This is a genomic window from Shewanella sp. 10N.286.51.B7, from assembly GCF_002873615.1.
In the GTDB taxonomy this organism is placed as follows: domain Bacteria; phylum Pseudomonadota; class Gammaproteobacteria; order Enterobacterales; family Shewanellaceae; genus Shewanella; species Shewanella electrodiphila.
In genome coordinates this window covers 16778-31623 of sequence record NZ_MCUF01000002.1, presented here as the reverse complement: position 1 = coordinate 31623, position 14846 = coordinate 16778, and the positions used below count along the sequence as shown (strand labels likewise).

Annotated in this window: 11 protein-coding genes and 1 riboswitch; of the genes, 1 reads left to right on the top strand and 10 read right to left on the bottom strand. The window is 43.0% G+C overall.

What is annotated here, in order from left to right; translation table 11 throughout:
- Positions 1-8 precede the first annotated feature (8 nt).
- From cobO to BCU84_RS00350, 8 genes are all read right to left on the bottom strand, one after another.
- Positions 9-644, bottom strand: coding sequence for a cob(I)yrinic acid a,c-diamide adenosyltransferase (gene cobO / locus BCU84_RS00385; protein WP_102526123.1), 636 nt, complete (start codon positions 642-644; stop codon positions 9-11).
- On the bottom strand, positions 641-2284 hold the full coding sequence (locus BCU84_RS00380; RefSeq protein WP_241906315.1) for a cobyric acid synthase: 1644 nt from the start codon (positions 2282-2284) through the stop codon (positions 641-643). Before BCU84_RS00380 ends, cobO begins: the two co-directional genes overlap by 4 nt.
- 212 nt (positions 2285-2496) lie before the next feature.
- A complete protein-coding gene (gene cobU / locus BCU84_RS00375; RefSeq protein ID WP_102526121.1) occupies positions 2497-3069 on the bottom strand; it encodes a bifunctional adenosylcobinamide kinase/adenosylcobinamide-phosphate guanylyltransferase in 573 nt (190 codons plus the stop codon).
- Positions 3069-3845 (bottom strand): adenosylcobinamide-GDP ribazoletransferase, encoded by a 777-nt coding sequence (locus BCU84_RS00370; RefSeq protein WP_102526160.1) that lies wholly within the window; start codon positions 3843-3845, stop codon positions 3069-3071. The genes cobU and BCU84_RS00370 overlap by 1 nt, the downstream gene beginning before the upstream one ends.
- 72 nt (positions 3846-3917) lie before the next feature.
- Entirely contained in the window at positions 3918-4967 is a 1050-nt protein-coding gene (gene cobT, locus BCU84_RS00365; RefSeq protein ID WP_102526120.1) for a nicotinate-nucleotide--dimethylbenzimidazole phosphoribosyltransferase, read from the bottom strand.
- 22 nt (positions 4968-4989) lie between these two features.
- Complete coding sequence (locus BCU84_RS00360) at positions 4990-6102, bottom strand: iron ABC transporter permease (RefSeq protein ID WP_102526119.1); 1113 nt, start codon at positions 6100-6102, stop codon at positions 4990-4992.
- The gene (locus BCU84_RS00355; RefSeq protein WP_102526118.1) at positions 6099-6929 is read right to left on the bottom strand and encodes an ABC transporter ATP-binding protein; all 831 of its coding nucleotides are present in this window, start codon (positions 6927-6929) and stop codon (positions 6099-6101) included. The genes BCU84_RS00360 and BCU84_RS00355 overlap by 4 nt, the downstream gene beginning before the upstream one ends.
- A gap of 134 nt (positions 6930-7063) precedes the next feature.
- Positions 7064-7258, bottom strand: a riboswitch (cobalamin riboswitch).
- Between the two features lie 149 nt (positions 7259-7407).
- Positions 7408-8286, bottom strand: a complete 879-nt coding sequence (locus BCU84_RS00350; protein ID WP_102526117.1) for a histidine phosphatase family protein — start codon at positions 8284-8286, stop codon at positions 7408-7410.
- A 432-nt stretch (positions 8287-8718) separates the two neighbouring features.
- Here BCU84_RS00350 and metH point away from each other — a divergent pair, with 432 nt between their 5' ends.
- Positions 8719-12435, top strand: a complete 3717-nt coding sequence (gene metH / locus BCU84_RS00345) for a methionine synthase (protein ID WP_102526116.1) — start codon at positions 8719-8721, stop codon at positions 12433-12435.
- 344 nt (positions 12436-12779) lie between these two features.
- Here the strand turns inward: metH and BCU84_RS00340 are convergent, their stop codons facing one another.
- Positions 12780-13664, bottom strand: a complete 885-nt coding sequence (locus tag BCU84_RS00340; protein WP_102526115.1) for a hypothetical protein — start codon at positions 13662-13664, stop codon at positions 12780-12782.
- A gap of 447 nt (positions 13665-14111) precedes the next feature.
- The gene (locus BCU84_RS00335) at positions 14112-14534 is read right to left on the bottom strand and encodes a hypothetical protein (RefSeq protein ID WP_102526114.1); all 423 of its coding nucleotides are present in this window, start codon (positions 14532-14534) and stop codon (positions 14112-14114) included.
- Positions 14535-14846 lie beyond the last annotated feature (312 nt).

The following is a 14846-nucleotide window of genomic DNA, read 5'->3' as shown; positions in this document are numbered from 1 at the left end:
ACACTGTCTTAATAATCAAAACCCAGTTGGGCTTTTATGCCATCGTTAAAGGCATGTTTGATGGGTTGTACTTCACTAACCGTATCTGCAAGTTCGATGATTTCACGGTGACACGCACGGCCTGTAATAATAACGTGCTGCATTTTAGGACGATTCTTTAGCGCCTCTACAACACGTGCTAATTCAATATATTTATAGGTCACCATGTAGGTTAACTCATCAAGTAGCACCATATTAATAGATTCATCTTTGAGTAACTTTTCAGCATCTAGCCAAGCGGACTCAGCTGCAGCAACGTCCTTCTCTCTATCTTGAGTTTCCCAGGTAAAACCTGTGCCCATGACATAAAACTCAACACCCACTTTTTCAAGTAAGTTACGTTCGCCGCACTCCCAGCCACCCTTGATAAACTGAACCACTGCAGCTTTTTGTCCATGGCCAACACAACGGGTTACCGCGCCAAAACCGGATGTTGATTTTCCTTTACCGTTACCTGTCAGCACCAATAAAATACCCTTCTCTTCTTGAGCCGCTGCAATTTTAGCATCTACGCCTTCTTTGAGTTTTTGCTGGCGCGCTTTATGACGCTCAGCTTTAGTATCTACTGCTTCATTGTTATCTAGGTTATTGTCAGACTGTGTCATGCAAGACTTCCTGTTAATTTGTCCATATCAAGATGCGCTTCTAGCACATCAGCTAATCTATCTAATTGCTGCTCTCTTATCTGATTGATATCCACCGTTTGAGCCTGTGCTAACCCTGCCCAGGTTAATATCAATTGGCACGCTGTTGGGCTATCGAACAGCCCATGAACATAAGTGCCCAAAATTTGGTTATCTGCGGTTACACAACCTTCTGAATAGGCTTGACCAGCAACGGCTGTGGTTGTAGTTGTCGTTGCGGGTTTGGTCGTGGTTTTAGTTGTGGTTTCTGTTTTGGCAACATCGTCAATTCCAGTATTATCTTGCGACTGCAAAGATAAAGGCTGACTATCATTTGGGTTAATGAACTCGCTTTGCCCACAGTGGATTTCATAGCCATTGACACTAGCCAGCTGGCCATCCAAGGTTAATTCTCCACTGACCTGTTTAAGAATTTTATGCTCGCTAAGCACGGTCGTCATGTTGATTAATCCTAGGCCGTTACTGCTACCAGCGACATCTTCGATACCATTTGGGTCGTCAATCTGCACGCCTAACATCTGATAGCCGCCACAGATCCCAACCACTTTACCGCCATAACGTAAGTGCCGATTGACTGCTTTATCCCAGCCTTGATCACACATAAAAGCTAAATCGGCGCGGACATTTTTACTGCCAGGAAGAATAATAAAATCGGCACTTGGAAACAGCTTATTACTCGCTTGGGTTTGCATACTCACATATTGAAAGTCCACATAAGGGTTTAATCTCAGAGGGTCAAAATCGGTATGATTGCTTATTCGTGGAAACACTAATACCAGCACTTTAATTTTCTGTTGCGCTTGCAACTGATTCGATGAGCTTGGCGAAGACTCATCAGTAGATAAATCTGAATTAGGAGCATCAACGGAAGCATTAGGAGCATCAACCAGGGCATCTTCTGCATCAAGATGTAAATCATGTAGGTAAGGTAAAACGCCTAACACAGGTTTATTGGTATAACTTTCTAGCCAATCAATGCCTGACTGTAACAAGCTAATATCACCTCTAAAGCGATTAATCACAAAGCCTTTAACTCTCGCTTGCTCAGACAAACTTAATAACGCTAATGTACCAACTAGGTGAGCAAATACGCCGCCTTTATCAATGTCAGCGATAATAATCACTGGGCAATCTACTGCTTCAGCAAAGCCCATATTGGCAATATCGCCTTCGCGTAAATTAATTTCTGCAGGGCTGCCTGCACCTTCAACAATCACCATTTCATACTGAGAAGTTAGCCGTTCAAACGACTGCAATACCGCGTTCATTGCAACCGATTTATAGTTACGGCTTTCTGGCCCGAAAAAGGCTTTGGCTTCAAGTGTGGATAGCGCTTTACCGTGGATAATAATTTGCGCGCCCGTATCTGAGCTGGGCTTCAGTAATACAGGATTAAAGTCGGTATGAGGTTCAAGGTAGCAACCCACAGCTTGCAGCGCCTGAGCGCGACCAATCTCACCACCATCACTTGTCACAGCACTGTTTAATGCCATATTCTGTGGTTTAAATGGCGCGACTTTAGTGCCCTTTCTGGCAAATAGCCGACACAAGCCAGCCACTAAGGTGCTTTTACCAGCATCTGAAGTTGTACCCTGCACCATTAAGGTTGAGGCCGCCCCAGCCTGATAACTATGATCAGTAACATCATTACTAAACTCGCTAAGGGCTTTTTCGTCTTCAGCCAGGGTTGAGTTTTCTCGATTGCTCATTGATGCCAATCATCCTTCATGCTTTGCTGTTTATGATGCATTTATTACCAATAATTCAACGTCGATAGGCAATAAGTTGGGGATTATTTTTATTAAATAACTGTTTATTTAAGCGCTAATGGCAAACCCGCGACCACTAAAGTCACTTTATCAGCTTGCTCGGCAATGGCTTGATTTAGCCAACCTGCTTCATCGGCAAAACGACGTGTGAGTTCACCTAATGGCACAATGCCAGAACCCACTTCGTTACTGATAAAAATGATATGACCTTTGAGCTGTGGTAAAGCGTTAAGCAAAGCAATTTTTTGTTGCTGCCATAAATCATCTACACCATTGCGGTGGGTTTCTTCGCTAGCAACTAAATGGTTGGTTAAATAAAGCGTTAAGCAATCAACCAGAATGACCTTATCATCAGCACTTTGTTCCATGAGGGTGGATGCTAATGCCAGTGGCGACTCAATCAATAACCAATTCACTTTAGCATCAACACGGTCTTGTTGGTGACGTGCGATACGTTGACTCATTTCTTCATCTAGAGCAGTTGCTGTGGCGATATAAATACAACTGGGGCTTTGCGCTGAACATTGCTCAGAAACCTGCTCAGCATACGTTGCCGCTAAGGTTTCTCCATAACGACTTTTACCTGAACGCGCGCCACCTAAAACAAGATGGATCATTAATTCAATCCTATGGTTAACATGATGCAATAACACATCAGTTCACTAATTTGTTGAGCTGCACCTAAGGTATCGCCTGTGTATCCACCAATTTGACGATTAAAACCCCAAATCAATAATTGTCTAAGCGCAACTAATACCAGCAACAACACAAATGCCACAAGGCCATTTAAACAAGCTAAGACGGCAAAACCACTAAGACATAAAATCAATAAATCATTAATATGCTGGTGCTGTGCTAACGGCTTAGATTTACTATCATCATCTTCAGTGACATATTGCTCAGAGAAAATCATACTTGCGGCAACGACTCGACTTAAAGAATGTGCCACAATCAGCGCAATAGCCGCTTTAAGTGGACTATAAAGTGCAATTTCAACCAATAGTTGCCACTTTAACAGTAAGGTTAACCCCACTGCCAAGGTGCCATAAGTGCCAATACGGGAGTCTTTCATGATCTTTAATTTGTCAGCAACTTTCCAGCCACCACCAAAACCATCTGCGGTATCTGCTAAGCCATCTTCATGAAAACCACCAGTCATTAATACGCTAGTAATAATGGCTAAGATCACCGCAACACTATTGGGTAAAACAAACTGACTTAACCAAAATACCAAAGCACTCGCAGCCCCCACAATTAAGCCCACTACGCCAAAGTAACGGCTGGCTTTATTGAGCTTATCGCTATCAAACTCTACCCATGCAGGAATAGGAATTCGAGTAAAAAAACTCATTGCGATAAGCAGTAAGTTTAGTTGTTTCCTGAACCAGCCCATATTGAAATAGGAGCCGATATCTGAACCCTGAGACATTCTCTAATCCTTGATAGCGTTAATGTTAATAGCAGCCTAAACCACATTGCTCACGCCAGCATTTTCAAAACTGGCCATGTCATTATAAAAATTAACAGCTGATTGAATAATCGGTATCGCCAGTGCTGCTCCCGTCCCTTCGCCGAGTCTTAGCCCTAGAGATAAAATCGGTTGAGCATCTAACGCTTGCAGCATTTTGATATGACCTTGCTCATCAGACTGATGGGCAAAAATTAAATAACCTCGCGCATCAGGGTGCAGTGCTACCGCTGCTAATGCTGCTGCAGTCGCGATAAAGCCATCAATCACCACCAGCATTCTCTTTTCAGCCGCAGCTAAAATAGCCCCAGTCATCTGCACAATTTCAAAGCCGCCCAAACAAGCCAAAACATTAACCGGATCATTAAGATTATTACGATGTAGGTTCATCGCCACAGTTAATAACTCGGTTTTTAATGCAAACGCTTCATCGTTAATACCCGTACCTCGGCCAACACAATCTTTAATATCTAATTTCAATAAAGCTGCCATCACCGCTGCGGCAGATGATGTATTACCTATGCCCATTTCACCTAAAGCAATTAAATTACAACCTGAATCATAATGGCGCTGCACCACTTCATTGGCATAACTAAAACCATCTTTAACCGACAATAAGCTCATCGCAGGCTTTTGATGAATCGCTTTTGTGCCTGAGCCGAGTCGATGGTTAGTCACGCTAGGCGCATCACTTGGGGTGAGCATCCCGCAATCAATCACTTCAAGGTTTAAGCCCATTTGACGACAAAAGACATTAATTGCTGCGCCGCCAGAGGCAAAGTTTGCCACCATTTGTTTAGTCACTTCACTCGGCGCAATAGACACCCCGTGGGCTGCAATACCATGATCCCCTGCAAACACTAACATTGCAGGTTCTTTAATCGACAATTTGTGTCTGCCATTAAATTGTTTGGCAAACTGCACTTGAGCAATTTGCTTTGCCAAGGTTTCTAAAAGACCTAGCGCGCCCAAAGGCTTAGTTTTTTGGTTTATTTTATGTTGGATCTGCTCATCTATATGATGGTTAACCGGATCTACTGCAAACATTTTTATACTCCAAAACAGCGTCTTAACGACGATGGCGTAAAACAAATAGGAAGAACACACTACCAATAGCAGCCGTAATAATCCCAACAGGTAATTCTTGGTTAGCCAGTAAGCAACGGGCGAGTACATCTATCCACACCATAAATAATCCACCGACAAGTGCGGTAATTAAAATAGGCTGCTGCCCAGGGAAAAGTAGCCTAACAGTATGGGGGATCATTAACCCCACAAAGCCAATACCGCCGCAACTTGCCACGAGTACGGCGGTGATTAATGAACACAATACCAACATATACAAACGCAGCTTGGCGACATTTACCCCCAATGAGTGGGCACTTTCATCGCCAGCCTGTATCGCGATAACTTGACGCTTAAATGCCAATATAATCAATATACTGGCTGATACCACCACAGCGGGTATCACCAGACCTTGCCAACTTGCTTTGGCAAAACTGCCTAAGCTCCAAAACAGCACTGACGCCGCAGCTTGCGGGCTAGAAAAATACAATACCAAGCTGGTCAGTGCGCCAAACATGAATGAAGTAGCAACACCGGATAACAGCATTCTTTCAACTTGGCTTGCGCGGCCAAAACCCGATAAAGACAACACCAATAACACTGAAAAACACGCACCAATAAATGCCCCTATGGGCAAACTGAGTGATGACCATGACCACCAGGCATCATGACTAAACCAGCCAGAACGCAGTATCGCCTCGGCTAAGTGGCTACCAGACTCCGACAACCATTGCTGCACTAATCCTTGGCTACCAAAAAAACTCAGCACCAATACTGCGCCAAAAGAGGCTCCAGAACTTATACCAAATAAATAGGGATCTGCTAACGGATTTCGCGTGACAGTTTGCAACACACTGCCCGCGAGCGCTAAACCTGCGCCAGCAATAAAGGCTAATGCAATTCGAGGTAAACGTAACTCAAACACAATTCGTTGCGTTAAGGCATTAGCGCTGTCAGCGTCAGCGCCCAAAAACGGTGAGGTAAATAAGCCAAGTACTTGCTCAAAACTAATGTTTGCAGCGCCAAAGCTTGATGCTGCAATCGGTGTCATTAGGGTTAATAATGCGGTTGCAAAAATTAATAGCTTATATTTCATCGATGATGCAGCTAGGGTCATAAACTTGCCTCTGCTTCATCATCTTTACTATGACCACCACTTTGATAGCCATAAAAATAGGTAATCAAAGGCTTGCCGTGTTGAGGGTGTTTGGACACTTGGCAACATACCCCGAATACATCACCAATAATGGCTTCAGTTAACACTTCATCTGGTAAACCTTGCGCAATGCACTTGCCTGCATTTAACAGTATTAAGCGATCGCACACAGCACTGGCTAAATTCAAATCATGAATAGAAGCAATCACACTGATCCCAAGTTGCCTAACTAGCTCTAAAATTTGGATTTGATAACGAATATCTAAATGATTGGTCGGTTCATCAAGAATCAGCAGCTGAGGTTTTTGCACAATCGCACGGGCAATTAATGCCCGTTGTTTTTCGCCACCTGATAACTGCTCATATTGCTGCTTGGCCTTTAATTGCAAACCAACTTTGGTAAGTGCATCGGCAATATCTTGTTTATCCGACAGAGAATCACTTTCAAACAAGCCTTTATGGGGCGTTAACCCCATTGCGACAATTTGCTCTGTGGTCATTTCAAAATAGTGCGGAGTTTCTTGCTGAACGACTGCCACTTGAGTCGCCAGTTGCTTTTGGCTAAAGCCATTAATGTTACGGCCAAAAAGCTTCACATTGCCTTGCTCTGGGGTGATATAACGATAGAGACAACGCAGTAAGCTCGACTTACCAGCGCCATTGGGGCCAATCAGTCCAAGCATTTCTCCCTGATTTTGACTAAAGCTGACGCGAGAAAGGATCTGGTTATCATCAGCAGACCAACTGAGGAGTTCAACGTTTAACGCTGAAGGGATATCTGCACTCATATCTTTGTCGCCTTAGCGATAACGCCTACAGCGCTAGCGATAAAAAATGCATTAATACCTGATAAGGAAAATGAACGAATAAATAACATTAACACTCCGCCTAAGTCACCCGCTTAGGTTGCATAACGCTGTTAAACAGCAAAGAAAATAACGCTAGGTATCTGACTTAGTGGGCAAACGAACAAGCTAGCTTGCTATTTAATGCCACATCACAGTTGCGGGTACAGTTCATGCTAATCATCATAAGTAACTTATGAATGCCATGATTCCCTATTCATTTACTGGCTATCGAGTTTTACTAACGACAAAGCAGTAAATTAACGTTATTACATTTTAAACAAACAGTGATTATTAAGTGCTTGGCTTGCAAGCGGTTAAACTGTTCTCGCACTATTGTACGATATATCTCACCGAGTTTATGACCTTTTAACGATAATCTTTTAGTGATTTAGTTGCTCAAGTTTTACAGGTAATTAGTTTAACTCGGCCAATGTAATCGGTAGACGGGTTTACTGGCCGCAGGTCTTGTCATTGAATGCGTCGATTCAATTTCAGAAGCACTGTTAACTGACTGTTTAGTTACTGCCAGTTCTGGCCAATAAACATCAATCACCACTGTGGCGCCGTAATCTATCGCCAGCTGTGAATACAAACCAGCGCATTGATCAAGCCCTAAAATATGACTCATGATGCAGCGGATCACGCCGCCATGGGTGACAATCAAAGCTGTCGCTTTCTCATTCTCAGTAGCAGTGCCATTATCAAAGTCAGTATCAGGCGCTGAAGCAAGGCTTGATTCAACTGAAACTTGTTCATTTAATTGCTTCAAACTTGATAACTGAGCCGCAAGTTGACCAGACACCTCGGCAAGTCCATTAGTGACTCTAGCTTCAAACTCAAGCATCGTTTCGCCATTAGGTGGTGTATGCAGCCAAGGGTTAGTCCAATAGCTATCTACAGCTTGGCCGTCATGTTGGTATAAAGCATCAAACGTTTGCCCATCCCAATCACCAAAATCTACTTCTTGAAATTGCGGCATCTGTATTACTTCAGCTAACAAGATGGTTTGGCAATCAACCTCTCGCTTGTTAACAGGTTCATTAGCATTAAGTTGTTGGCTGAAGCTGCGGTTTTGATTTATATCAGCGACTAAATTTTGGGCAAATTGCTGGCAACGTATTAAAGGAGAGCTGTATATCGTTAGCGGAGCAGCTTGCAAAGCCCCGCCTAATTTTTTTACGCTAGCCTCCATGGTGGCCACGCCCAAAGGCGTAAGCGCAACATCGGTTTTACCACGTAAAATATTGCCACCTTCGCACTGACCATGACGCAGTAATATCATTTTGGCTTGTTGCATATTAACGCTTCACCCTTGTTTCGTTTCGTTCAGTTCAGTGCAACTCAGCTCAATTCACTCAGCTTCGTGCCTTCATTCTGTTTCGAGCCTTCATTCAGTTCAAGCATACACTCAGCTAACAGCCAGCCATTATCAAGCGTAAATCATTCACTTCTGACGATTATAAAGATTTCATAGACACTGAATTTAATCTAGCGTCCAGCTTACTTGTGTAATGCGCTTGCTCTTACAATCTATTTAAACGTATTATGGACGTCTATACGTTTAAATGTCCAAACAAATCTTGATGATGAATATTTTTGCAGGGATTTTTCACTTGTCAGCGCCTTTTATCCAATCAATAAAGGTATGCTAATGAGCGTTAATCGCACTGCCTCATCACCATATTGCTGGCCAATAGCACCAACTAATAAGTAATAAAGGTAATCAGTTATGACGAAGTCGACTTCCTACAGTCAGGTTCTTGAGCAACTTACCAATACGCTAAATGAGCGCATTGTAATCCTTGATGGTGCCATGGGGACCATGATCCAAGACTACAAATTGGAAGAAGCTGATTATCGTGGCGAGCGCTTTAAAGACTGGCATTGCGACGTAAAAGGCAACAACGACATGTTGATCCTAAGCCAACGTCAAATCATTAAAGACATTCACACCAAATACATGTTGGCTGGTGCTGACATTATCGAAACCAACACCTTTAATGCCACCACTATCGCCATGGCCGACTATGACATGCAGTCGCTATCGGCTGAAATGAACTTAGAAGGTGCTCGCGTTGCACGTGAAGCAGCTGATGAAGTGGCAGCGCAAACTGGCACGCCACGTTATGTTGCTGGTGTTTTAGGCCCGACAAACCGTACCTGTTCTATCAGCCCAGATGTAAACGATCCAAGCTTTCGTAATGTCAGTTTTGATGAACTGGTCGATGCGTATGTTGAATCTACCAGCGCTTTAATTGAAGGCGGCGCGGATATCATCATGGTCGAAACCATCTTTGATACCTTAAACGCCAAAGCCGCTTTATTTGCCATTGAAAAAGTCTTCGATAACTTGGGTGACCGCTTACCCGTGATGATATCGGGCACCATTACCGATGCATCAGGCCGTACACTCACAGGGCAAACTACCGAAGGTTTTTATAACTCACTGCGCCACATTAAGCCGCTTTCAATCGGCCTTAACTGTGCATTAGGCCCTAAAGAGCTACGCCCATACGTCGAAGAATTATCACGTATTGCAGAATGTTTTGTCTCTGCTCACCCTAATGCGGGTCTGCCAAACGAGTTTGGTGGTTACGATGAAACCCCAGAAGAAATGGCTGAAGTGATTCAAGATTGGGCCGCAGATGGCATGCTCAATATTGTCGGTGGCTGTTGTGGTAGTACGCCTGAGCATATTAATACCATTCGTGAGTCTGTGATAAATCACGACCCACGTAAACTGCCTGAGATCCCAGTCGCTTGTCGCCTTTCAGGACTTGAGCCATTAACCATTGATGGCGACTCATTATTTGTTAACGTGGGCGAACGTGCCAACGTCACAGGTTCTGCTAAGTTCCTACGCTTAATCAAAGAAGAAAAGTTTGAAGAAGCACTCGATGTGGTGCGTGAACAAGTCGAAAACGGCGCGCAAATCATCGACGTCAACATGGATGAAGGCATGCTCGATGGCGCCGAGTCGATGAAAAAGTTCTTAAACTTAATCGCCTCTGAGCCTGATATTTCTCGTGTCCCTATCATGATTGACTCATCAAAATGGGAAGTGATTGAAGCTGGCCTTAAGTGCGTTCAAGGCAAGTCGATCGTTAACTCTATTTCGATGAAAGAAGGCGAAGAAGCCTTTATCAAACAAGCGACCTTAGTGAAGCGTTATGGCGCTGCAGCCATCGTAATGGCCTTTGATGAAGACGGCCAAGCCGATACCCGCGCTCGTAAAACTGAAATCTGTACCCGTGCTTATCGCGTTTTAGTCGATGTTGTTGGCTTTCCACCTGAAGACATTATTTTTGACCCGAATATCTTCGCCATTGCTACGGGTATTGAAGAGCATGACAATTACGCAGTCGACTTTATCGAGTCGATTAAAGACATTAAAGCCACCCTGCCTTATGCAATGATTTCAGGCGGTGTTTCAAACGTCTCGTTCTCGTTTCGTGGTAACAACCCAGTACGTGAAGCGATTCATGCGGTGTTTTTATACCATGCGATTCAAGCTGGTATGGACATGGGGATTGTTAACGCAGGTCAATTAGCCATATACGATGATATTGACCCTGATTTAAAACAGAAAGTCGAAAACGTGGTGCAAAACTTACCTTGCCCTGTTGCCGACTCAACTAATACCGAACAGCTACTTGATGTGGCAGAAAAGTTTCGTGGTGACGGTAAACAAATCGCTAAAAAAGAAGATTTAGCATGGCGTAGCTGGCCAGTGGAAGAGCGTTTATCCCATGCGCTAGTAAAAGGCATTACCGAATTTATCGACCAGGACACCGAAGAAGCACGCCTACTCGCCACCAGACCACTGGATGTAATTGAAGGCTCGTTAATGAACGGCATGAACGTGGTCGGCGACCTATTTGGCGCCGGTAAAATGTTCCTGCCGCAAGTGGTGAAATCTGCCCGAGTAATGAAAAAAGCCGTTGCTTACCTTAATCCTTACATTGAAGCAGAAAAAGTCGAAGGCCAATCAAACGGCAAGATCTTAATGGTCACAGTGAAAGGCGATGTACATGATATTGGTAAAAATATTGTCGGCGTCGTACTGGCCTGTAACGGCTACGAAGTGATCGATTTAGGCGTGATGGTGCCCGTTGATAAAATCATTGAAGTCGCGGTAGCAGAAAACGTTGATATCATTGGCATGTCAGGGCTTATTACCCCAAGCCTTGATGAAATGGTGCATAACGTTAAAGCCTTCCATAAAGCAGGTTTAACCATTCCATCAATTATTGGCGGCGCCACCTGTTCAAAAATTCATACCGCCGTTAAAATTGCGCCGCATTCGCCCACTGGGGCAATTTACATTGCCGACGCCTCACGCGCCGTACCTATGGTGTCAAAACTGATTAATAATGAAACCCGTCAAGCCACCATTGATGAAGCCTATAATGAATACGATGTGATGCGTGAAAAACGCTTATCGCAAACCAAACGTAAAACCATTATATCCATTGAGGCAGCGCGCGAGAATCGTTGCCAGCATGACTGGGACAACTACACGCCATTTACTCCGAATGTATTAGGTCGTCAGGTATTTGATGATTACCCACTTGAAGACTTAGTTGATCGCATCGACTGGACGCCGTTTTTCAGAAGCTGGGAATTACATGGCCGTTTCCCTGATATTTTAGACGACAAGATTGTAGGTGAAGAAGCCCGCAAACTTTACGCCGATGGTAAAGCCATGCTTAAAACCATCATCAGTGAAAAGTGGCTCACCGCCAAAGCAGTCATGGGCTTGTTCCCTGCGAATACTGTAAACCATGATGACATTGAACTTTATACCGACGAGTCACGTACCACGGTTGAAATGACCACCCATCATCTGCGCATGCAGCTTGAACGTGTCGGTAACGACAACTTCTGCTTATCAGATTTTGTTGCGCCAAAAGACTCAGGCGTTGCCGATTACATGGGCGGATTTGCTGTCACCGCAGGTCATGGTATTGATGAACATGTCGCGCGTTTTGAAGCAAACCATGATGACTACAACGCCATTATGCTTAAGTGCCTAGCCGACCGTTTAGCCGAAGCGTTCGCAGAGCGTATGCATGAACGTGTACGTAAAGAGTTTTGGGGTTACGCTGCAGATGAAATATTAGATAACGAAGCGCTTATTCGCGAAAAATACAAAGGGATTCGCCCAGCGCCAGGTTACCCAGCATGTCCTGATCATACTGAAAAAGGCTTATTGTGGGATTTGCTTAAACCCGATGAAACTATTGGTTTAAACATCACTGAAAGCTATGCCATGTTCCCAACCGCAGCCGTATCAGGCTGGTACTTTGCCCACCCGAAATCACGTTACTTTGGGGTGACTAATGTAGGCCGTGATCAAGTTGAGGATTATGCTGAGCGTAAGGGAATGACTTTGGCAGAAGCGGAAAGATGGTTGGCACCGGTTTTGGACTATGATCCTGAATAGAGAGTGATGTTGAGTAATCACTGATTACTCTTTATTAGGATTCCAAACTTCGTTTGGATGTAGATCGCAGGGTTCCACCCTGCACTGGCCAAGATGGGGATCAACAGCAATCCCCCTCTTGAATCACCCCTGCCGCCCCAACCAAGTTGTGCTTCTTCATACTCCAATAAAAATACCTAACGGCTCAGACGGGACATCCATGTCCCCCTGAGCCTTAGCCATCATCCTGATGGCTACACGGTATTTTTATCTGCGTATTTCAGCAACTTGGAATGGGGATAGTTGGAGACTGCGGCGTCGGCGGCGAAAGTCATCACTAAAGAACCAAATGAAACTTTAAAATATTAATAATCAACTGCTAAATTATTTACTTTTTCGATTTGATACTCTAATTCCTCATAGAAATTTCGTATTTCATCAAAATTGAATTCACTAAGTTTAGATTCTGCATTATTTCGGTCAATAAATGCTTTTAATGGTTCTAAATATGAAGAAGAGTGTTTCCATAAAATGGCAGTAGGATTCTTTTTGTATGTAGTGATTTCATGGAAATCAAATAATGATTTTGAAATTTGTAAAGACATAAATATACAGCTAGAAATAGTACTACTAGAAGATGTTGATGATACTAAAGATGAATAAATAATTTCATCTAAATCAGTACGCTTTATATTTAATAATACTGACTCAGAAATATTAACTCTAGCAAAGGGAATTATGCAATTTTTATAGCTTAAGTTAGCTACTTCCTGAAGTATTCTGCTTTTCATTTTTAAATCAATATTATGATTTAAATCTAAAAAATTACTAACAGAATGTATGCACTCTTGTGGTAACTTCATTGATAATAGCAATTCTCTTTCTTGAATATATGTATCTATTGCCATTTGAATTTGGTTAAGAGTAGATTCGTCTGTTGCTAGTTTTAACTGATTCTCAAAAGCCTGTCTTGACTGAGTAGCTTCATGCCTAGTTTCCCGAAGTTCGTCAAGTTGTATTCTAATAGACCAAACTAATAACCCAATAGTAGCAAAACTTAAAATAGGATTAAGTGTTCCGCCTACATAATCGCCAAACTGAGCAAAGGTTTCTTGCGAAACTGTAGTCCCCAAAAATAAAGCTGTATATAGACCTAAAATAAATACCGCTATAACGATAAGCCCCCCAGCACCAACTTTTAATGCTTTAGGTATTGTTGTTACTCGGCTTTTCTTGTTTGCATCATCCATAAATTTTGTCTATTAAATAGAAAACCTTACAGTACCTCAATTGATGTTTTATAGCACAACTAAAATTTCTACTTTTCGGTTTAATAAAATGAAGTCAGACGCTGGATGATTCCCCGTTGGAAGTGTCCGAGTGCGTTAAGTGAATTGACGTGAGCTCGGCATGGATTCCGAGGTAGCCTCAGTTGAGCCATGGTCACTCTTTGGCATCCCTGCCATCGTGACATCAGTAAATCCGTTTACAAGCGATGGCGAATCTGAGGCGGTAGTAAATTCACTTAAATTAGCATGAGCCTAATATTTACCAAGAGCCACTTCGTCGGGGCTGCGGGGCCAATGTTTACAGAGAGTATGAGGGTGTCGCAGTACACACCTTTTTGGTCTGGTGTGGGCGAAGCGCCACGACTTACCTTGGCCGCAAGGTCATATAAAACAAAATTATTCTTACTATTACCGCAGTAAAATTAAATCTCCAGAAGCATAAGCCTTTTCAAACTTTCCTTTAGCATCTGCTTTGTGATTAACACAGTTGACCATCTGTTCATCAGATTCGTAACTTTTACAAATGTCAGGCACCGTGTAGTAAGTGCGCCACGCATCGTTTTTACGTTTTCGTTCTTTGGCTTTTTGTTTAGCTAAAAGAGATTTCCTTGCAGCTTCTTGTTTCGCTTGCTGTCGTAATTGCAACTCTATTTTCTGGCGAATTTTTAATGCTTCCAGACGAGTTGCTTCTGCTTGCTTTTGCTTCAATGCAATTTCATTAAGCCCTTGAGTCACTCGGTGCTCTATGTAGCCACTGTAGGCAATTCTCACTAACAACATAACTAATCCGGCTAACAGGATCCCCAAAGTAATTTGTAAAACTGGTTTCATCTTTATTTCCATATTTATAAGACAAAAGAAATACCGTAAGAAGATGAAGAAGTCCATTTAAACGCTCTAGTAAAGCTAATACTTCATCCTTTTTTGCTGATTTAAAATAACCTTTTATCTGTACCTTTGTCTATTAAACATTATTATTAACAGTTAGTTAATCGAATAAAAATGTGAGTGGGAGAGTAAATTCAATCTAAACCCGATCAATTCAAATAAAGTCAGACGCTAAGTCCCCCCCGTTGGAAGTGTCCGAGTGCGTTAAGTGAATTGACGTGAGCTCGGCATGGATGCCGAGATAGCCTCAGTTGA